Raw genomic sequence first — 20,889 nt, 5'->3', positions numbered from 1 at the left:
TAGGAGGATGACAAAATGATTTCAGTAAACGATTTTCGTACAGGCCTGACAATTGAAGTGGACGGCGGTATTTGGCGTGTAGTTGATTTCCAACACGTAAAACCAGGAAAAGGCGCAGCGTTTGTCCGTTCGAAACTGCGTAACCTGCGTACAGGTGCGATTCAAGAGAAAACATTCCGTGCAGGTGAAAAAGTAGCGAAAGCTCAAATTGAAACAAAAACAATGCAATATTTATATGCAAATGGCGATCAGCATGTATTCATGGATACAAGTTCATACGAACAACTTGAACTAAGCGAAGCGCAAATCAAAGATGAGCTGAAATATCTGCTTGAAAATATGTCGGTTCAAATCGTCATGTACGGTGATGAAACACTTGGAGTAGAACTTCCAAACACTGTAGAACTAGAAGTAGTAGAAACAGAGCCTGGTATTAAAGGTGATACGACATCAGGTGGATCAAAACCTGCAAAAACAGAAACTGGTTTAATCGTGAACGTTCCTTTCTTTGTGAACCAAGGTGATAAACTAGTGATCAATACATCTGACGGTTCATACGTTTCAAGAGCGTAATGAACGGAGAGAGACTGTAAACCTCGTGTTTACAGTCTTTTTTTATTTGAAAAATAGGACGACTCGTTATGACACCCCTTACTCTATTCTCTCATCCATCTCTCTTCCTTTTGAAAAACAAGACTACTTCTAGCTAGTGAAGCATATAGTGTAAAAAAAGCTGGAGGTTCTATATGAAACAATTTCTCCCGGGTATACACCCATCAGTCGCTGCCATGGCAGGGATGAGGTTTTTATCTGCCACGATTGAACTGACGGCCGCCATCCTCATTTTAGTGACAAATGATGTGCGTAAAGCGGTTGTCATCAATAGTATATTAGCGATCATCGGGCCGCTCATTTTTATTATTACGATGACGATTGGAATCTACCAAATTGCAGGGCAGTTATCCTATGCGAAGCTTGTGTTTATTTTCATTGGTGTCGTATTTATTCTTGTTGGAATTTATAAGTGAAATGGCTTGGCATAATTAACGGCATGCATCATACATTTTAGAGAAGAAAAAAAGGAGGGGAATTCGTTGCGGAGTTTGTTGGATATTCTCCCGCACTCAATTGGACAAGAACTCAGCATGTTAAAAGAAGCAGAGTGGGCGCAAATAGAAGAAATCCGCATTCGCACCGATCGCCCAATTGAGCTGATGCAAGGAGGAAAACCCCGCTTTCTTTCCTATTATACAACAGGTGAAGATGCGGCTCAGTTATTAGGCAGGCTCAGTAATTACAGCATGTACACACTGGAGGAAGAGTTAAAACAGGGCTATATCACCATATCTGGCGGACATCGAGTCGGGCTTGCTGGAAAGGTCATCGTCGAAAATGGATTCGTCAAAGGCTTAAGAGATATTTCTTCATTTAATATTCGTATCGCAAAAGAGAAGATCGGAATTGCTCTGCCGTTTCTCCCTTATTTATATGAAAAACATTGGTGTAACACACTGATTATAGGTCCGCCGCAAACCGGGAAAACGACATTGCTGCGTGATCTAGCACGTCTTGTCAGTACAGGAACAACAGCCATTTCTCCTAGAAAAACAGGGATTGTAGATGAACGCTCTGAAATCGCAGGTTGTATAAGAGGAGTGCCGCAGCATTCTTTTGGGCACCGGATTGATGTACTTGATGCGTGCCCAAAGGCTGAAGGGTTAATGATGATGATCAGATCCATGAGCCCAGAAGTCATCATTGTGGATGAAATCGGAAAAAGTGAAGATGTACAGGCACTGTTAGAAGCAATCCATGCGGGAGTCACCATTATCGTCTCAGCTCATGGGTATTCTCTTGAAGACTTATCTAAACGGCCATCATTTGAACCGTTATGGCAGCTTCGTGTGTTTGATCGATATGTGGAATTAAATAGAGAAAAAGGGCCTGGCACGATCGGACGGATATTTGACCAAGAGGGACAAGAGCTGAAGCGGAGGCGGGGAGTGGACGTATGTTAAAGCTTATTGGTGCTATTTTCATTGTTGCGGCTACGACATGGGGAGGATTCGAGTTTGCGAAGCGGTACAGTGATCGGCCAAAGCAAATCCGCCAGCTCCGGTTTGCACTCCAATCTCTTGAAGCTGAAATTATGTATGGTCAAACACCTTTAGCTAGAGCCGCTGACCAAATTGCGTCCCAAGTAGGACCGCCTGTGAATCGGCTATTTGAACAATTTGCAGAAAAACTCAACGTCGGAACCTTTTCTGCGAGGCATGCATGGAATGAAAGTCTAGAGGATGTATGGAAAAAAACCGTATTAAAAAAAGGCGAATATGAGGCGCTGAAGCACTTTGGAGAAACCCTTGGTCAGCATGATGTGACGGCTCAGCAAAAATATATCAAGCTAGCTTTAGGCCATTTGGAATCAGAGGAGAAAGAAGCTGAAGTTGCCCAAGCGAAAAATGAAAAAATGGTGAGAAGTCTTGGTTTTCTAAGTGGGTTACTACTGATTCTGTTATTGATGTGAGAGGAAGGGAGTCGAGAGCATGGGCGTTGATGTAAACGTCATTTTCCAAATTGCGGGAGTGGGTATCGTCGTGGCTTTTCTCCATACGATTTTAGATCAAATGGGGAAAAAAGAGTACGCACAGTGGGTCACACTGCTTGGATTTATCTACATTTTATTTATGGTTGCTACCATTGTGGATGATTTGTTTAAGAAGATTAAAGCCGTATTTCTATTTCAAGGATAGGGGAGGGCTTACAAATCGAAATTATTCAAATTGTTGGACTTGGTTTAATCGCTACTTTTCTAGCATTAATCGTCAAAGAACAAAAGCCAACCTTCGCCTTTATGCTTGTTGTGTTTACTGGGTGTGTCATTTTCCTTTATTTAATCGATCAAATCTATGCCATTATCTCCATGATTGAAAAAATTGCAGCAAGTGCAGGCGTCAATATGAAATACGTTGAAACCATTTTGAAAATCATTGGCATTGCCTATATTGCAGAATTTGGTGCCCAGCTCACAAAGGATGCTGGACAAGGCGCCATCGCTTCAAAAATAGAGCTTGGCGGCAAGATTCTTATTTTGGTCATGGCGGTACCGATTTTAACGGTCATCATTGAGACGATCCTAGGTATGATCCCGTCCATGACTTGATGGAAAAGAGGTGATGATGATGAAACGGGTGACAGCTGTGCTGGGGTTTATGATGTTCTTTTGGATGATCGTTCCGTATGCAGGTGCAGAAGAAAGTGTGCCTTTATCAAGTGAAGAACCGGTCGCAGAAGAAGTTGCGGGTGGACAGGCTGATGCCTTAGAGCTTCATTCTATCAGTGACTTTTGGGAAACGATATTGGACGAGTATGGCGGTTTTCTGCCTGAAAGCCAAAAAGGTACTGTGAAGGAAATGATCGATGGCGATAAAGAGCTGTCTCCCCAAACGTGGCTGAAGGCTTTTGTTCATTATCTGTTTCATGAGCTGATTGCCAATGGAAAGCTCTTAGGCACACTTATATTACTTACCATCTTTTGTTCGCTTTTGCAGCTTTTGCAAAATGCGTTTGAACAAAGCACTGTTAGTAAAGTTGCATACGCTCTTGTTTATATGGTGCTTATCATTATTGCATTAAACAGTTTTCATGTTGCGATCTCTTATGCAACAGAAGCCATTCAAACGATGACTAGTTTTATTCTTGCTCTTATTCCTCTTTTATTAGCACTTATTGCCTCATCAGGCGGGCTTGTCTCAGCCGGATTCTTTCATCCTGTGATTTTGTTTTTAATGAACACGAGCGGTGTTTTTATTCAATATGTCGTTCTTCCGCTCATCTTTTTATCAGCGATCTTGAGCATAGTCAGTACATTGACCGAACAATACAAAGTGACCCAGCTTGCCCAGCTGTTAAGAAATGTCGCCATTGGGGGGCTCGCTGTTTTTTTAACTGTATTCCTCGGCGTCATTTCTGTACAGGGGGCATCTGCTGCTATCACTGATGGAATCGCTCTTCGCACAGCCAAGTTTATTACCGGAAATTTCATCCCTGTCCTTGGCAGAATGTTTACTGATGCGACAGATACCGTTATCAGCGCCTCTGTGCTGCTGAAAAATACGGTTGGCCTTGTAGGCGTCGCCATTTTGATTTCAATTGCGGCTTTCCCAGCGATTAAAGTGCTGTCGCTCGCTCTGATTTATAAACTGGCCGCTGCGATTCTTCAGCCTTTAGGGGGCGGGCCGATTATTAGCTGCCTTGATGTCATTTCAAAAAGTGTTCTTTATATATTTGCTGCATTAGCTGTTGTATCGCTTATGTTCTTTTTAAGCATTACCGTTATCATCACAGCTGGCAACCTCACCATGATGATGAAGTAAGGAGGGGACACCATTTGAGTTTTCTCACAGAATGGATCACAAGTATTATCCTATTTATTTTATTTGCGATTGTGATTGATCTTTTGCTTCCCAATTCAAGCATGCAGAAGTATGCAAAAATGGTCGTCAGCTTATTGTTAATTGTCGTGATGCTCAATCCGATCTTTGCGTTATTCCGGGCAGATCCGGACCAAATTTTCTCAGAAATCATGAAAGGGAAGGACCAAGCGCAATCAGAAGAAATAAAAAATCAGATGAATTTAGAAAAAAAAGAAATACAAGCTTCACAGCGTGCATATATTTTAAAGCAAATGGCTGTCCAACTAGAAAAAAGCGCAAAGGAGCCACTGGAGAAGGAGAGCTATGAAATGAAACACGTAGAAGTGTTGGCAGATGAGGAGCACCTTGATCAGAATATGGAGGCAGATCAATTTCGCATCAAAGCAGTCCTTGTCCCGCTCACAGGTGATGCTGTAGAAACGGTGGCAAAGGTCGACATTGATCTTTCCAGGCAAAAGGAGGAAAGCGCCGAGACGTCAGCAAAAGAGATGGCGAGGGTGAAAGAGACGCTTGCAGATGTTTGGAATACACGGCCTGAACACATTGCGCTCAACATTGAGGGAGGTGACGCAGCAGATCATGAATAACAAGGACTGGAGACAAAAACTGAAATCAATGTTCCAAGCACCTGAAAAAGGTGAAGGGAAACCAAAATTAACGAAGCACCATTACTTACTACTTGTCTTCATCATCGGCGTGTCATTCATGTTAGTCAGTCAAATTTTGTCACCGCCATCAAGCAAACAAGAGGCTGCTGTTCCTGCGTCTAAAAAAACATCCTCAGAAGAGCAGGCGGTGTTCAAACCATCTTCTTCAGGTAAGTCAAACAACTCGATAGAGGATGTTGAACAAGAATACGAAAATCAGCTGAAAGAGATTTTAGAAACGATCATTGGTGTTGAGGATGTATCTATCGTGGTAAATGTAGACGCAACTTCTTTAAAAGTGTTTGAAAAAAACAAATCCAATAAAAGCACTACGACAGAGGAAACAGACAAAGAAGGCGGCGTGCGAAGTGTCACGGATCAAACAAAAGAAGAAGAGATTGTCATTATTAAAAATGGAAATGAAGAAACACCTGTTGTTGTCCAAACGAAAAAGCCAGACATTCGAGGTGTCCTCGTTGTTGCTCAAGGAGTAGACAACGTTCAAATAAAGAAAACCATCATTGAAGCGGTTACACGAGTGCTTGATGTACCGAGCCATAGAGTGGCTGTTGCCCCTAAAAAAATCAAGGAGGATTCGGAATGATGTTAAAAAAACAAACGGTTTGGCTATTAACGATGCTAAGTTTAGTTGTCGTATTAAGTGTGTACTATATCATGTCCCCACAAGGTGAGAATGCTGTGACAGTAGAAGATACAAAATCAAAAGGAATGGAAGAGAAAAAGGCTGAGCCAGAAAAAGGGACTGACAAAGGAACCGAAAAGAACGCAGAAGAGAAATCAACTGACAAAGAAACCAATGCGAAACAAGAAGATGTTGAAACAAGTGGAGAAGAAGGAAAGGCTGTTTCAGAGCAGACCGACGATGAACTTTTCACAACCTACAGACTTGAACTGGAAGATAAGCGCAGCAAGCAGCGTGAAGAGTATAACGAAATCGTGTCTAGCGATGATGCAACAGCGCAAGAAAAAAGTGAAGCTTATGATCAAATGACAGCGCTTAGTGAGGCAGAAGGAACAGAGCGTCAGCTGGAGACATTAATCAAAACAAAAGGATATAAAGATGCGCTCGTCAGTGCAGAAGGAGATAAAGTGAACATCACGGTTCGTTCTGATAAAAAATCAAAGTCCCAAGCAGCAGATATTATTGATTTGGTCACAAAAGAAATGAGAGGGCTTGATAACGTAGCCGTCACTTTTGAGCCATCGAATCAATAAAAAATGCACAAGCGCCCTTTTCTGAAAAGGGCGTTTTTTCATGCGGGTTGACGCCCTTTTTCAGGTGCTTGTGCGAGGTGTCTCATCACATTAATAGTTGAATTCAACGAAATCCTCCTGTAAGATGGTTATAGTATGTACTTTTAGTACTAGCCTATAAAAAAAGATAAATCCATACATAGGGGTGCAAATCCATGTTAAAAATTGAAGAGATTCATGAACTAATTAAATTAATTGACGAATCAACAATTGATGAATTTACGTACGAAAATGAAGGCGCAAAAATCAAGTTAAAGAAAAATAAAGAAGTCGTTCAGCAAGTTGCGGCACAAGCACCAGTGGCTCCTGTCCAAGCAGCTCCAGCTCAACAAGCTCCTAAAGCACAAGCTCCAGCTCAGACCGAAGCCCCTGCACAAGAGGCAACTGCGTCTGAAAACCTGCATAAAATCACATCCCCAATGGTTGGCACATTTTACGCTTCTTCTTCACCAGAAGCAGATCCATATGTGACAACAGGTTCTAAAGTGAAGGAAAACTCAGTTGTATGTATCGTTGAAGCGATGAAACTGTTTAATGAAATCGAAGCAGAAGTAAAAGGCGAAATCGTCGAAGTATTAGCTGAAAACGGTCAGCTTGTAGAATTCGGACAACCCCTCTTTCTAGTGAAAGCAGAGTAAGGAGTACGATCATGATTAAAAAGCTATTAATTGCAAACAGAGGAGAAATCGCAGTTAGAATCATCCGTGCTTGTAAAGAGCTTGGAATTGAAACAGTTGCGGTATTTTCTGAAGCGGATCGTGATGCGCTGCATGTTCAAATGGCTGATGAAGCATATTGCATCGGACCGACTGCTTCAAAAGATAGTTATTTAAATGTGACAAATATTGTCAGTGTGGCAAAGCTAACAGGTACAGATGCCATCCATCCAGGATATGGTTTCCTTGCTGAAAATGCAGACTTTGCTGAGCTTTGCGAGGAATGTAATGTCATCTTTGTTGGACCAACTGCGTCAGCGATTTCCAAAATGGGAACGAAAGATGTGGCAAGAGAAACAATGAAACAAGCTGGAGTTCCAATTGTCCCTGGTTCTCAAGGAATTGTAAAAGATCTTGATGATGCTGTTTCAACAGCAGCTAGTATTGGGTATCCTGTCATTATTAAAGCAACTGCAGGCGGCGGTGGTAAAGGTATCCGTGTGGCTCGCACAGAAGAAGAGCTCATTAACGGTGTCACCATTACGCAGCAGGAAGCAGCACAAAACTTCGGGAACCCAGGTGTCTATTTGGAGAAATTCATTGAAGACTTTAGACACGTTGAAATTCAAGTCCTTGCTGATCAGCATGGGAATACCATTCACTTAGGTGAACGTGATTGTTCTATCCAAAGAAGAATGCAAAAGCTACTGGAAGAAACGCCATCACCTGCACTAAATGCAGATATTCGTGAGCAAATGGGTGAAGCTGCCGTAAAAGCAGCCGAAGCTGTTGAATACACAGGTGCCGGAACGGTTGAATTCATTTACGATTATAATGAAGAGAAGTTTTACTTCATGGAAATGAATACACGTATCCAAGTAGAGCATCCTGTAACGGAAATGGTCACTGGTGTTGATTTGATCAAAGAACAGATCAAAGTAGCTTCAGGTGAAAAGCTTTCCCTTACGCAAGAGGATGTCGTATACGAAGGCTGGGCGATTGAATGTCGTATTAACGCAGAGAACCCTGAGAAAAATTTCATGCCTTCTGCTGGTGAAATTAAAATGTACCTTCCGCCAGGCGGTTTAGGAGTACGTATTGATTCTGCCGCTTACCCTGGTTATGTGATTCCGCCATATTACGATAGTATGATTGCGAAAGTGATCACATATGGTAAAACGAGAGAAGAAGCAATTGCAAGAATGAAACGTGCGCTGCAAGAATTCGTCATTGAAGGAGTCTACACAACGATTCCATTCCACCTCAGATTACTAGAGCACGAAACATTTGTGAGCGGTAATTTTAATACGAAGTTTTTAGAAACGTATCAAATTATGAAATAATAACAGCTTTCGGAGGTGAATGATCGTGTCAGAAAACAATTTGCTTGAAATGAACCTTGATGAAGATCAATTGGGAAAAGTGCAAATTGCGCCAGAAGTGATTGAAGTCATTGCTGGGATCGCTGCATCAGAGGTCGAAGGAATTGCGGAAATGCGCGGCAACTTCGCTGCTGATGTGGCAGAACGCTTTGGGAAGAAAAATCACCGTAAAGGTGTGAAAGTAGATGTCTCTGATGAAGGCATCACAATTGATGTGTATTGTGTGGTTGAATTTGGCCTATCCATTCCAAAGGTATCCACTGCTGTTCAAGAAAATATCCGTCAAACCCTTTTAAACATGACGGCCTTAACGATTAATGAAATCAACATTCATGTCGTTGGCATTCAATTTGATACAAAAACAGCTGAAGCTGAAGTTGATCAAGAAATGTAAAAAGGGTTGAAGTGAAACCAAGGAGGCATTGCCTCTTTGGTTTTTTAAAGCCCATTTTTGGGAAAATTCCACATGATGATTACGTCACGCATGGAGTGATTCGTTTTTCGTCACAGCTCGCATGGATCTTGGTGCGACTGCGGTCAAAATATGTTATGATCTCTGTATGGCTTAACGACAAGCGGATAAAGTGGTTAAAGGAGTAAATAATGAAAAGAAGAACTGCAAGAGAAAAGGCGCTACAAACATTATTTCAAATTGATGTCAGCAATATTGATCCGAAAGAGGCCATTACACATGCGCTGGATGAACAAGAATCAGATCCTTTTTTCGAGGAACTGGTTTTCGGTGTGCTCGAACAAAAGGACAAGCTCGATGACATGATTTCACAGCATCTTGTGAATTGGAAACTTGATCGTATTGCGAACGTAGACAGAGCCATTTTAAGGCTGTCTGTGTACGAAATGGTATATCAAGAAGATATCCCGGTGAGTGTTTCAATGAATGAAGCCATTGAACTGGCTAAATTGTTCGGTGACGATAAGGCGCCGAAATTTGTAAATGGTGTACTTTCAAACATTAAAAACGACCTAAAGCAGCAATAGGAGGATTCGACATGACAGCAACAATCATCGATGGGAAAGAAACAGCAAAAGAAAAGCGTGAACAATTAGCAAAAGAAGTAGAAGAGCTAAAACAAAAAGGAGTCACACCTGGTCTTGCCGTTATTCTAATCGGTGATGATCCGGCTTCACTTTCTTACGTACGCGGGAAGAAAAAAGCAGCAGAAGCCATGGGCATGCATTTCCAGCTTGATCATTTAGATGCTTCTTTAACAGAAGAGGAATTGCTAAAGATGATTGATCAGTACAATGCGAATGATCAATTCCACGGAATTCTTGTTCAGCTTCCACTGCCAAAACATATTTCTGAAAAAGCCGTCATTGAACGAATTTCACCAGAGAAAGACGTAGATGGTTTTCATCCGCTGAATATCGGGAAAATGCTACTTGGGGAAGACACATTCCTCCCTTGCACACCAGCAGGTATTGTTGAATTATTGAACAAAACAGGTGTGGATCTCTCTGGCAAAGAAGTGGTCGTTGTAGGACGAAGCAATATCGTCGGCAAACCAGTTGGACAATTGCTATTAAACGAAAATGCAACCGTCACCTACTGTCATTCAAGAACGGCGAACATTTCAGAACATACGTTAAAAGCGGACATTTTAGTTGTTGCCGTCGGTCGAGCAAACTTTATTAAAGCTGACCAAATTAAAGAAGGCGCTATTGTCATTGATGTAGGAGTCAATCGTCTAGAAACAGGGAAACTTGTAGGGGACGTTGACTTTGAAGCAGCAAAAGAAAAAGCTTCTTACATCACACCAGTCCCTGGCGGAGTGGGTCCAATGACAATTACGATGCTTGCACACAATACGGTTAAATCAGCAAAACGTACATTATCATAAGCTTGATCCATTCATCCACCTGCGTGCTGCCGGTGGATGAATGTGCGTTTTTGAAGAGGAGGAATACGTCATGAGTGAAAAAGCCTTTGTGACGGTCACAGCCCTTACAAAATACATAAAAAGAAAATTTGATGTTGACCCTCATTTAGAAGATATTTGGATCAAAGGTGAGTTATCAAATGTGAAGATTCATTCAAGAGGTCATGTTTATTTCACCTTAAAGGACGAAAATGCACGTATGCAAGCTGTTATGTTCCAGCGCTCCGCGTCCAAGCTGCCTTTTTCACCAAAGAGCGGAATGAAAGTGTTCGTACGTGGCGGAATTCAAGTCTACGAACCGAGCGGAAGCTATCAATTATATGCAAAAGAAATGCAGCCTGATGGTGTTGGTGCTCTTCATCTTGCCTATGAAGAGCTGAAGAAGAAACTAGCAAGTGAAGGCTTATTTGATGAGCGCTATAAAAAAACAATTCCTGAATATCCAGAGGTTGTTGGTGTCATTACATCCCCAACAGGAGCAGCTGTTCGAGATGTCATTACCACGATCAATCGGCGCTATCAGCAGGCCAAGATCATTGTGCTTCCGGCATTAGTCCAAGGAGAAAATGCTCCGCGTTCGATTGTGGAACGGATAAAAGAAGCCAATGAAAAACAGCTTTGTGATGTCTTGATTGTCGGGAGAGGCGGAGGATCGATTGAAGAACTTTGGGCCTTTAATGAAGAAGCAGTCGCAAGAGCGATCTTCGCATCAGACATTCCAATCATTTCTGCAGTTGGGCACGAAACAGACTTTACCATTAGTGATTTCACTGCAGACATGAGAGCACCCACACCAACAGGAGCAGCAGAACTAGCTGTTCCAAGCACCGCTGATTTAATTGAACGAATCAAATCAATCGACATTCGGTTAACAAGAGCAGTAAAAAATCGAACGTCACAAGCAAAAGACCGTCTTGTGGCACTTCAATCCTCTTATGCTTTCCGATTTCCAAAACGATTACAAGAGCAAAAAGAGCAGCAATTCGATATGATATTTGATCGTTTTCAAAAACAGCTGACAAGACAAATGGAACAAAAACGCAGTCAACTTGACCGCCAAACATATAGACTGAAGCCGCTTCATCCAAAAGAGCAGCTGCTTCAGGCGAAAAAACGTCACGCCAATGAAACAGAACAGCTTATTCGGAGCATGAATGTGCAAATGAAAACAATTCATTCGCAGTTCCAATCGGTTCTTGGTAAACTAAATGCATTAAATCCGCTTCAAGTCATGGAAAGAGGCTATAGTTTAGCTTATAAAGAAGATGAGCTCATTAAAAGTGTGAATCAAGTAGAAACGAAGGATCAACTGACGATTACAATGAAGGATGGACGTCTGATTTGTGAGGTTATTGAGAAGGAGGGCAATCATCATGACAGAATCAAATAAACAAAAAGAAGAACAAATGACATTTGAAGAGGCCATGAAAGGACTTGAAGAGATTGTGGGAAAGCTCGAAGAAGGCGATGTACCGCTAGAACAAGCTATTCACTATTTCCAAGAGGGTATGACACTCTCAAAACTTTGCCATGAAAAATTACAGCATGTTGAAAAGCAAATGGATTTCATTTTAAAAGAGGACGGTGAACTGGCTCCTTTTTCTGTGAAGGAGGCAGATGCTGGTGACAAGTAACTTAAACGAATTTTTAACAACACGAAAACAAGCAATTGAAGACTATTTATTTACATATGTGCAGGAATTGTCTATTCCAGAAGACCTGAAATCTTCTATGCTTTATTCTCTGAAAGCTGGCGGAAAAAGACTGCGTCCTGTGCTTGTTCTTGCTCTTTTAAATGCGTATGGAAAAAGGGAAGAAGACGGTATACCAGTAGGCTGTGCAGTGGAAATGATTCATACGTATTCCTTGATACATGATGATCTTCCTTGTATGGATGATGATGATCTGCGCCGAGGAAAGCCGACCAACCATAAAGTATACGGCGAGGCAACAGCCGTTCTTGCAGGTGATGCGCTGCTCACTGAAAGCTTCCGTCTGATTACATCGCAATTATCTGACGATGTACCTGCTGATCAAAAGCTTCGAATCATCGATGAACTTGTTACATCAGCAGGTGCACTCGGAATGGTTGGCGGGCAATTTGATGATATGGAAGCAGAACAGAAACAAATCCCTCTTTCTGAATTAGAATCGATTCATGCCCGCAAAACAGGAAAGCTACTCACCTTTAGTGTGGTTGCAGGTGCGATACTGGCAGGTGCATCTGATGATGAGATCGAAAAGCTGAGAGAATTCAGCTATCATATTGGCATTGCTTTTCAAATCCGTGATGATATTTTAGATCTTGAAGGCAGCGAAGAGAAAATAGGAAAGCGGATCGGCTCCGATACAGCAAATGAAAAGTCGACATATCCTTCTTTATTAACGCTTTCAGGAGCAAAAGAAAAGCTGGATGAACATATCACTCGTGCGAAAGAAATTGTCTCAAATCTTGAGTTGGAGCAAAACTTGCTGCATGATTTATGCGATCTGATTGCCTCACGAGATCACTAAAAACAGCCTAGATTTGAGGGTCCTCGAGCAATTGTGGTAAACTGTAAACAGTTTATCATGATGAGACAACTCTTATTCCTGAATTGGTTTTCATAGGAATAAGGCATTATATATGTAGATAGAAATTTTGTTGAAAGCGAGTTGATCCTGATTGGATCTTTTATCAATAAAAAATCCAACGTTTCTAAAAGGAATGTCAAATGCAGAATTAGAGGAGCTGAGTGCGGACATTCGCACGTTTTTAATTGAGTCGTTAGCGAACTCTGGTGGGCACATTGGTCCAAACCTTGGTGTCGTTGAACTTACTGTTGCACTTCACAAAGTATTTGACAGCCCGAAAGACAAATTTCTTTGGGATGTTGGACATCAGTCTTACGTTCACAAGCTGTTAACTGGAAGAGGCGCCGAGTTTGATACGCTTCGTCAATATAAAGGGCTCTGCGGTTTCCCTAAACGAAATGAAAGTGAACATGATGTTTGGGAGACTGGACACAGTTCAACCTCATTATCTGGTGCAATGGGAATGGCGGCAGCGCGTGACATTAAAGGAACAGATGAATACATTCTCCCGATTATCGGCGATGGTGCACTAACCGGCGGTATGGCGTTAGAAGCACTGAACCATATCGGGGATGAAAAAAAAGACATGATTGTGATCTTAAACGACAATGAAATGAGTATTGCGCCAAACGTTGGTGCGATCCATACAATGCTTGGCAGACTACGTACAGCTGGTAAATACCAATGGGTAAAGGACGAGCTTGAATATTTATTCAAGCGTATCCCAGCAGTAGGCGGGAAGCTTGCTGCAACAGCAGAACGTATCAAGGACAGTCTGAAATATTTGCTTGTCTCTGGTATGTTCTTTGAGGAAATGGGCTTTACTTACTTAGGACCAGTAGACGGACATTCCTATGAAGATTTGTTTGAGAATCTTGAGTACGCAAAGAAAACAAAAGGCCCGGTTCTCCTTCATGTCATCACGAAAAAAGGAAAAGGCTATAAGCCGGCCGAATCTGATAAGATCGGCACATGGCACGGAACAGGCCCATACAAAATCGACACAGGTGACTTTGTAAAACCGACAGCAGCTGCACCGTCGTGGAGTGGTCTCGTCAGTGAAACCGTCAGAAAGCTGGCACGGGAAGATGAGCGGATTGTCGCGATTACACCTGCAATGCCCGTTGGCTCAAAGCTTGAAGGATTTGCAAAAGAATTCCCTGAGCGAATGTTTGATGTTGGAATTGCAGAGCAGCACGCTGCAACAATGGCAGCTGGACTTGCTACACAGGACATGAAGCCATTTTTAGCGATTTATTCAACGTTCCTTCAAAGAGCCTATGACCAAGTGTTGCATGATATTTGCCGTCAAAATCTCAATGTGTTCATTGGAATTGACCGTGCAGGTCTTGTCGGTGCAGATGGAGAAACACATCAAGGTGTGTTTGACATTGCTTTCATGCGTCATATGCCGAATATGGTTCTCATGATGCCAAAGGATGAAAATGAAGGACAGCATATGGTCAACACAGCCATTCAATATGATGATGGTCCAATCGCCATGCGCTTCCCGCGTGGAAATGGACTAGGCGTCAAAATGGATGAACAGCTGAAAACCATTCCAATTGGTTCTTGGGAAGTTCTTCGTCCCGGGAAAGATGCTGTCATTTTAACATTCGGTACAACCATTAAAATGGCGCTGCAGGCAGCAGAAGAACTGCAAAAAGAAGGTAAATCAATCCGTGTTGTCAATGCACGTTTCATTAAGCCTCTTGATGAAGGCATGTTAAATGAGATACTGTCTGAAGGTTTGCCAATTTTAACAATAGAAGAAGCGGTGCTTCAGGGTGGATTTGGCAGCAGCGTTTTAGAATATATACACGATAAGAAAGCATCTCATATCAAAGTAGAACGTATGGGCATTCCAGATGAATTTATTGAGCATGGAAGTGTCGATGCGCTACTTGAGGAAATTGGACTGACGAAAACACAGGTTGCTGAAACATTGCGTGACCTGCTTCCCGCAGCACCAAGAAAAGGAATTGGATCATGACATCAAAGAAAGAACGACTTGACGTTTTATTAGTCGAACAAGGACTAATGGAAACGAGAGAGAAAGCAAAACGCGCCATTATGGCAGGGATCGTTTACTCAAATGAAAACCGTTTGGATAAGCCAGGAGAAAAAATCGCTCGTGATACCCCGCTGACTGTGAAGGGGAATCCGCTGAAATATGTCAGCCGAGGTGGGCTAAAGCTCGAAAAGGCACTTCAGGAATTTGATTTAACCGTTGAAGGAAAGCTTTTAATTGATATCGGCTCATCAACAGGGGGATTTACAGATTGCGCACTCCAAAATGGAGCAGTCAAATCCTATGCTGTGGATGTTGGTTACAATCAGCTTGCGTGGAAATTACGACAGGATGATCGGGTGATCGTCATGGAACGCACCAACTTCCGCCATTCTGTTCCGGCAGATTTCACCGAAGGATTACCAGAGGTTGCATCTATTGATGTATCATTTATCTCGCTCAAACTCATTCTTCCCGCACTAAAGCATATTCTTATCCCAGGCGGCGACTGTATTGCGCTAGTGAAGCCGCAGTTTGAAGCGGGCAGAGAGCTTGTTGGAAAAAAAGGCATTGTGCGAGAACCTTCTGTACATCTTGGTGTGCTAGAAGAAATGAATCAATTTGCTGCAAAAGAAGGCTATGATGTAAAGGATGTTTCGTTTTCACCGATTACAGGCGGAGATGGAAATATCGAATTTCTCCTCCACTTGGTCCTGCATCCCGATCAAGAAGAGAATACGGCACTTCCAGTATCTGAACTTGAAAAAGTCGTCAAAGAAGCCCATGCCGTATTGAAAGAAAAGAAAAACAGTCCTGAGCCGGCTGACACATGAATTATTGAAACAAAAGGAATAATAGCTCGCTATTATTCCTTTTTACATGGTCAAAAGATCAGAATTGACCGTTTCTCACGTAATGCTTGTTTTTTGAAGTGTGCATCATATAACATAGAACGTAAAGACAAACTGAGATTCTAACGCCTAGGGGGGTCAAAATGAACAAAGGTCAAAGACATATTAAGATTAGAGAAATTATCGCAAGCCAAGAAATCGAAACACAAGACGAATTAGTCGATATTTTGAAAGCGGATGGATATAACATCACACAGGCGACCGTATCAAGAGATATCAAAGAACTGCATTTAGTCAAAGTGCCAACAAATAATGGAACATATAAATACAGCCTTCCTGCAGATCAGCGGTTTAACCCGCTATCAAAATTAAAGCGTTCCTTAATGGACGCATTTATTAAAATGGATGCTGCCAGTCATTTAATCGTTCTAAAAACAATGCCTGGGAACGCTCAAGCCATCGGTGCTTTAATGGATAATTTAGATTGGGAAGAAATTATGGGAACCATTTGTGGGGATGATACCATCTTAATCATTTGCCGCACGCCAGACGATACGGATACCGTTTCGTCCAAAATTTTAGAGCTTCTATAAAGAGATCAGGTTTACAAAAAGAGGTGTCAAATGAGTGTTAGCAGAACTAACCATTAAAAACTTTGCAATCATTGAGGAGTTAACGGTTTCGTTTGAAAAAGGACTCACAGTTCTAACAGGGGAAACAGGTGCCGGAAAATCAATCATGATTGACGCTGTCTCACTTCTCGTAGGGGGAAGAGGATCATCTGAATTTGTCCGTTATGGCGAAAAAAAAGCAGAGCTGGAAGGTCTTTTTCTTGTACCAGCAGATCATCCTGTATTTGCCCTGTGCGAGGAGCAAGGAATTGATGCATCTGATGAAATGATGATTCTTCGCCGTGATATCAATCAAAGCGGGAAAAGCATTTGCCGCATTAATGGTAAGCTTGTCACCATCTCGCTTTTAAGAGAAGTTGGCCGGCTTTTGCTTGATATACATGGACAGCACGATAATCAGCTGTTAATGGAGGATGAAAATCATTTGCATTTGCTTGATCAATTTGGAGCAGAAGAAATTGCACCTGCTCTCTCGCAGTATCAAGAAGCGTATGATCAATATATGAAGACGGCGCAAAAACTCAAACAGCTGTCTGAAAATGAACAAGAAATGGTTCACCGGTTAGACTTATTACAATTTCAGCTGGAAGAGATTGAAGCGGCACAATTAGAGCCTGGGGAAGATGAGAAGCTTCAAGAGGAACGTCATCAAATCAGCAATTTTGAAAAAATCTTTTCCTCGCTTCAAAACGCATATAATGCTCTGCGTAATGAGCAGGGAGGACTTGATTGGGTTGGAATGGCTTCAAGCGAGCTTGAGCAAGTTTCTGAGATCAACGACGATCTGAAAAAACTCTCTGAGCAAGTGTCAAACTCCTATTATTTATTAGAAGATTCTACTTTTCAAATGCGCAGCATGCTTGATCAATTAGAATTTGACCCAGCCCGTCTTGATTTTATTGAGTCTAGGCTAAATGAGATGAAGCAGCTGAAGCGAAAGTACGGCACAACCGTTGAGGAAATTTTAGAATATGCGGCTAAGATTGAAGAGGAGATAGACCAAATCCAAAATCGAGACAGCCATTTGCAGACACTTAAAAACAAACTTGATGCGATAAGCCGGGATGCATTGCTTGAAGCGCTTAACGTGTCAGAGCTCCGTAAAAAATGGGCGAAAAAACTGGCGAAGCACATTCAAGCTGAATTGAAGGATTTATATATGGAGAAGTCTTCTTTTGATACCGCTTTTACGATTCGATATGCACCTTTTGGCAGTACGGACTGCCCGCTTTTAGATGGAAAACCCGTACAGCTCGGGAAAAATGGCATAGATCAAGCGCAATTTGTCATTTCTACAAATCCGGGTGAACCGATGAAATCTTTGTCAAAAGTAGCATCTGGAGGAGAAATTTCACGTGTCATGTTGGCAGTGAAAAGTATTTTCTCAGCGAAACAAGAAGTGACGTCCATTATATTTGATGAAGTGGATACGGGCGTTAGCGGCAGAGTCGCACAAGCCATTGCTGAAAAAATTTATAAAGTAGCAGCAGGCTCACAAGTACTCTGTATTACCCATCTGCCGCAAGTCGCAGCAATGGCTGATACACATCTTTTTATTTCTAAACGCGCTAAAGCTGGTAGAACAATGACGAACGTCAAACCACTCAGTGATGATGAAAAAGTGAGTGAAATTGGCCGAATGATTGCTGGTGTAGAAGTCACTGAGCTCACAAAACAGCATGCAAAAGAATTACTGCACCAAGCAAATGATGTCAAAACGACAGGGTAGCTGAAACAACAGCTGCCTTTTTTATATTGTCTCATATTCGCCGTATATACGCATGAAATCGTCTTTTTCTTTTATCAATTTATCCAATCATTTTCTAAAGGTGTCGGTTATAAATCCTCGCTAAGAAGGCAAAAGTAAAGATGTAGCCAAAACATTAATGTTCTGGTGTGGGTAAGGAGCGAGGAGAGTGAAAAATGAATGCCCGAAAAGATGAGAAAAGCCATTGGTGTGATTCTCCTTGTTTCTTTAATAAGTACAGGGTTTATGAGCATAGTGAAGGAATATATCAGCATTCCAACAACTGTCGCAGTATTTGAACACGAGAAGCATTCGATTGATACATCCATTGAAGCGTCAGCCAATGCTTCTTCACCAGCCTTTAGTCTTTCAGAGAAAAAGAATCAACTTGAAGTAACGGGACAAAAGGCGGGAAAAGCCGAAATTGTTTATGATTTTAAAGGATTTCCTATTAAGAAAACAAAAGTCGATGTTCTTCCCGAATTAAAAGTCATTCCTGGAGGACAATCCATTGGCGTCAAACTCCATTCTGTCGGAGTTCTCGTTGTCGGTTTTCATCAAATCACAACAGCAGACGGCAAAAAATCACCAGGTGAAGCTGCAGGCATTCAATCAGGGGATATGATCATTGAGATCAATGGTCAGAAAATGGAGAAGATGAATGACCTCACCCCATTTATTCAGAAAGCCGGAAAAACGGGGGAAACCCTTCATTTACTCATAAAAAGAGACCATAAAACCTTTCAAACGACATTAACACCCGCTAAAGATGCAAGTGAAGGTACTTATCGAATCGGTCTTTATATTCGTGATTCCGCAGCAGGAATCGGGACGATGACCTTCTTTGAACCATCTTCTAAAAAATATGGCGCCCTTGGGCATGTGATTTCTGACATGGATACAAAAAAACCAATCGTGGTCGACAATGGTGAAATTGTCAGATCAACTGTCACATCCATTGAAAAAGGGACAGGAGGCAACCCTGGAGAAAAATTGGCCAGGTTTTCTTCCGAAAGAAAAACGATAGGTGATATTTCACGTAACAGTCCATTTGGTATATTTGGTACGTTAACCGAAAAACTTGAAAATCATGTAGCAGACAAACCACTTCCAGTCGCATTATCAAATGAAGTAAAAGAAGGTCCAGCCGAAATATTAACGGTTGTGGACCATGATAAAGTAGAGAAATTTGATATTAAAATCGTCAGCACAACACCGCAAAAATTCCCAGCAACAAAAGGAATGGTGCTTAAAGTAACAGATGAACGCTTATTAAGCAAAACGGGCGGGATCGTTCAAGGAATGAGCGGAAGTCCGATCATCCAAAATGGCAAAGTCATTGGAGCGGTCACTCACGTGTTCGTCAATGACCCGACAAGCGGATACGGCGTACACATTGAATGGATGCTGTCAGAAGCAGGAATTGATCTTTATCAAAAAAACAAAAAAGCAAGCTGATGAAAACTGCCGCGAATCTTCCGGCAGTTTTTTTCTACCCTTTCTTTCTCTTCCATCATGTTATAAAATAAGGAAAAAGAGATTTTTCGACAAAATAAAAAACAGTGTGTTGTCAAATTGCAATAATCGTCGATTCATTAAGAAAAACGTAGAAAAAGCTAGATAATGCTCTATTATTCGGAAAATTAAACTTTTTTAAAGGGGATAGCATGGTTTTGTCGAATTGAACACTCAGAAGAGAAATGCAAAAGACTAAGGAATCGACATTGGGGAGGAAAGAACGTGGAGAAAATTAAAGTGTGTGTAGCTGATGACAATCGAGAACTTGTTGGCCTTTTGACAGAGTATATTGAGGGACAGGAAGATATGGAAGTACTTGGCGTGGCGTATAATGGTCAGGAATGTCTGACATTATTTAAAGATAAAGAGCCCGACGTTCTCCTCTTAGATATTATCATGCCTCATTTAGACGGTCTTGCTGTACTGGAACGCCTCCGTGAAAACAATGAAATGACCAAACAGCCAAGTGTCATTATGCTGACGGCTTTCGGACAAGAAGACGTAACGAAAAAAGCAGTCGATTTGGGCGCATCCTATTTCATTTTGAAACCATTCGATATGGAAAACCTCGTAGGTCATATTCGTCAAGTCAGTGGAAACGGCACACAAGTCAGCCATCGATCTTCATCTATCCAAAACAGTGTCCTTCGCAGCAAACCTGAACCGAAACGTAAGAACTTAGATGCGAGCATTACGACGATTATTCATGAGATTGGCGTGCCAGCTCATATTAAAGGCTATTTATACTTAAGAGAAGCCATTTCGATGGTGTACAATGATATTGAACTACTCGGCAGTATTACAAAAGTGTTGTACCCAGACATTGCAAAGAAATTTAACACGACAGCCAGCAGGGTAGAACGAGCGATTCGTCATGCCATTGAAGTGGCTTGGAGCAGAGGGAATATTGACTCCATTTCGTCACTCTTTGGTTACACAGTCAGCATGTCAAAAGCCAAACCGACCAATTCCGAATTTATTGCCATGGTGGCTGATCGTCTGCGTTTAGAGCATAGAGCAAGCTAAGTCACCTTCCATAAAAAAACGTTTCTTCAATGAGGCGTTTTTTTATTTTTGTAAAATATTGCTAAAAAATGGTTATGTTGATAAAATCATCTTTAATGTTTAAATTGGACAAACGGGTCGCTTTATTTTCAGAATAAAATGAAAAATAAAGCATGAAAGAAATGAATAGGACATAAAATAGTGGTAATCAGCTACGCTAATCAATTGGCTTATAGAAGAAGAAAACGCTCATT

General features: G+C 41.7%; 24 protein-coding genes. All 24 read left to right on the top strand.

Features of this window, described 5'->3' with window-relative positions:
* Positions 1 to 15: 15 nt before the first annotated feature.
* The 24 genes from efp (at position 16) to spo0A (ending at position 20,656) form a co-directional block, all read left to right on the top strand.
* Positions 16 to 573, top strand: a complete 558-nt coding sequence (gene efp / locus MKY11_RS11455) for an elongation factor P (RefSeq protein WP_007501192.1) — start codon at positions 16 to 18, stop codon at positions 571 to 573.
* Between the two features lie 173 nt (positions 574 to 746).
* Entirely contained in the window at positions 747 to 1,028 is a 282-nt protein-coding gene (locus tag MKY11_RS11450) for a YqhV family protein (RefSeq protein WP_039165991.1), read from the top strand.
* A gap of 66 nt (positions 1,029 to 1,094) precedes the next feature.
* On the top strand, positions 1,095 to 2,018 hold the full coding sequence (gene spoIIIAA, locus MKY11_RS11445; protein ID WP_024718857.1) for a stage III sporulation protein AA: 924 nt from the start codon (positions 1,095 to 1,097) through the stop codon (positions 2,016 to 2,018).
* Entirely contained in the window at positions 2,012 to 2,527 is a 516-nt protein-coding gene (spoIIIAB, locus tag MKY11_RS11440; RefSeq protein WP_007501189.1) for a stage III sporulation protein SpoIIIAB, read from the top strand. The genes spoIIIAA and spoIIIAB overlap by 7 nt, the downstream gene beginning before the upstream one ends.
* A gap of 19 nt (positions 2,528 to 2,546) precedes the next feature.
* The gene (gene spoIIIAC, locus MKY11_RS11435; RefSeq protein ID WP_003153142.1) at positions 2,547 to 2,753 is read left to right on the top strand and encodes a stage III sporulation protein AC; all 207 of its coding nucleotides are present in this window, start codon (positions 2,547 to 2,549) and stop codon (positions 2,751 to 2,753) included.
* Positions 2,750 to 3,163, top strand: a complete 414-nt coding sequence (gene spoIIIAD / locus MKY11_RS11430) for a stage III sporulation protein AD (RefSeq protein ID WP_087978339.1) — start codon at positions 2,750 to 2,752, stop codon at positions 3,161 to 3,163. Before spoIIIAC ends, spoIIIAD begins: the two co-directional genes overlap by 4 nt.
* Positions 3,164 to 3,227: 64 nt before the next feature.
* Positions 3,228 to 4,376 (top strand): stage III sporulation protein AE, encoded by a 1,149-nt coding sequence (gene spoIIIAE / locus MKY11_RS11425; RefSeq protein WP_230677075.1) that lies wholly within the window; start codon positions 3,228 to 3,230, stop codon positions 4,374 to 4,376.
* Positions 4,377 to 4,390: 14 nt separating this feature from the next.
* Positions 4,391 to 5,023, top strand: coding sequence for a stage III sporulation protein AF (gene spoIIIAF, locus MKY11_RS11420; protein ID WP_024718859.1), 633 nt, complete (start codon positions 4,391 to 4,393; stop codon positions 5,021 to 5,023).
* A complete protein-coding gene (gene spoIIIAG, locus MKY11_RS11415; RefSeq protein WP_035390787.1) occupies positions 5,016 to 5,687 on the top strand; it encodes a stage III sporulation protein AG in 672 nt (223 codons plus the stop codon). Before spoIIIAF ends, spoIIIAG begins: the two co-directional genes overlap by 8 nt.
* Positions 5,687 to 6,319, top strand: coding sequence for a SpoIIIAH-like family protein (locus MKY11_RS11410; RefSeq protein WP_024718861.1), 633 nt, complete (start codon positions 5,687 to 5,689; stop codon positions 6,317 to 6,319). The genes spoIIIAG and MKY11_RS11410 overlap by 1 nt, the downstream gene beginning before the upstream one ends.
* A gap of 194 nt (positions 6,320 to 6,513) precedes the next feature.
* The gene (accB, locus tag MKY11_RS11405) at positions 6,514 to 6,996 is read left to right on the top strand and encodes an acetyl-CoA carboxylase biotin carboxyl carrier protein (RefSeq protein WP_019743732.1); all 483 of its coding nucleotides are present in this window, start codon (positions 6,514 to 6,516) and stop codon (positions 6,994 to 6,996) included.
* An 11-nt stretch (positions 6,997 to 7,007) separates the two neighbouring features.
* A complete protein-coding gene (accC, locus tag MKY11_RS11400; RefSeq protein WP_024718863.1) occupies positions 7,008 to 8,357 on the top strand; it encodes an acetyl-CoA carboxylase biotin carboxylase subunit in 1,350 nt (449 codons plus the stop codon).
* Positions 8,358 to 8,382: 25 nt separating this feature from the next.
* Positions 8,383 to 8,790, top strand: coding sequence for an Asp23/Gls24 family envelope stress response protein (locus MKY11_RS11395; RefSeq protein WP_017357965.1), 408 nt, complete (start codon positions 8,383 to 8,385; stop codon positions 8,788 to 8,790).
* A gap of 209 nt (positions 8,791 to 8,999) precedes the next feature.
* Entirely contained in the window at positions 9,000 to 9,395 is a 396-nt protein-coding gene (gene nusB, locus MKY11_RS11390) for a transcription antitermination factor NusB (RefSeq protein WP_012010530.1), read from the top strand.
* An 11-nt stretch (positions 9,396 to 9,406) separates the two neighbouring features.
* On the top strand, positions 9,407 to 10,258 hold the full coding sequence (folD, locus tag MKY11_RS11385; RefSeq protein WP_007501171.1) for a bifunctional methylenetetrahydrofolate dehydrogenase/methenyltetrahydrofolate cyclohydrolase FolD: 852 nt from the start codon (positions 9,407 to 9,409) through the stop codon (positions 10,256 to 10,258).
* A gap of 70 nt (positions 10,259 to 10,328) precedes the next feature.
* Positions 10,329 to 11,687: an exodeoxyribonuclease VII large subunit gene (gene xseA / locus MKY11_RS11380; RefSeq protein ID WP_342501420.1), complete on the top strand. Its 1,359-nt coding sequence runs from the start codon at positions 10,329 to 10,331 to the stop codon at positions 11,685 to 11,687.
* Entirely contained in the window at positions 11,671 to 11,931 is a 261-nt protein-coding gene (locus MKY11_RS11375; protein WP_003215880.1) for an exodeoxyribonuclease VII small subunit, read from the top strand. Before xseA ends, MKY11_RS11375 begins: the two co-directional genes overlap by 17 nt.
* Positions 11,921 to 12,811 (top strand): polyprenyl synthetase family protein, encoded by an 891-nt coding sequence (locus MKY11_RS11370; RefSeq protein ID WP_144679364.1) that lies wholly within the window; start codon positions 11,921 to 11,923, stop codon positions 12,809 to 12,811. Before MKY11_RS11375 ends, MKY11_RS11370 begins: the two co-directional genes overlap by 11 nt.
* 151 nt (positions 12,812 to 12,962) lie before the next feature.
* Positions 12,963 to 14,864 carry a 1-deoxy-D-xylulose-5-phosphate synthase gene (gene dxs / locus MKY11_RS11365; RefSeq protein WP_007501165.1) on the top strand — a complete coding sequence of 634 codons (1,902 nt, stop codon included), beginning with the start codon at positions 12,963 to 12,965 and terminating at the stop codon, positions 14,862 to 14,864.
* The gene (locus MKY11_RS11360; protein WP_007501164.1) at positions 14,861 to 15,715 is read left to right on the top strand and encodes a TlyA family RNA methyltransferase; all 855 of its coding nucleotides are present in this window, start codon (positions 14,861 to 14,863) and stop codon (positions 15,713 to 15,715) included. The genes dxs and MKY11_RS11360 overlap by 4 nt, the downstream gene beginning before the upstream one ends.
* Before the next feature lie 161 nt (positions 15,716 to 15,876).
* A complete protein-coding gene (gene argR / locus MKY11_RS11355; protein WP_007501163.1) occupies positions 15,877 to 16,326 on the top strand; it encodes a transcriptional regulator ArgR in 450 nt (149 codons plus the stop codon).
* A gap of 34 nt (positions 16,327 to 16,360) precedes the next feature.
* Positions 16,361 to 18,094, top strand: coding sequence for a DNA repair protein RecN (gene recN, locus MKY11_RS11350; RefSeq protein WP_008342224.1), 1,734 nt, complete (start codon positions 16,361 to 16,363; stop codon positions 18,092 to 18,094).
* A gap of 198 nt (positions 18,095 to 18,292) precedes the next feature.
* On the top strand, positions 18,293 to 19,570 hold the full coding sequence (gene spoIVB, locus MKY11_RS11345; protein WP_007501161.1) for a SpoIVB peptidase: 1,278 nt from the start codon (positions 18,293 to 18,295) through the stop codon (positions 19,568 to 19,570).
* 282 nt (positions 19,571 to 19,852) lie between these two features.
* Positions 19,853 to 20,656: a sporulation transcription factor Spo0A gene (spo0A, locus tag MKY11_RS11340; protein WP_008342226.1), complete on the top strand. Its 804-nt coding sequence runs from the start codon at positions 19,853 to 19,855 to the stop codon at positions 20,654 to 20,656.
* The last annotated feature ends 233 nt before the right edge of the window (positions 20,657 to 20,889 follow it).

Source organism: Bacillus sp. FSL W7-1085 (assembly GCF_038595035.1).
GTDB classification, from domain to species: Bacteria; Bacillota; Bacilli; order Bacillales; family Bacillaceae; genus Bacillus; species Bacillus altitudinis.
Note: the sequence above shows the minus strand (reverse complement) of the source record. Positions and strands in the feature narration are given on the sequence as shown.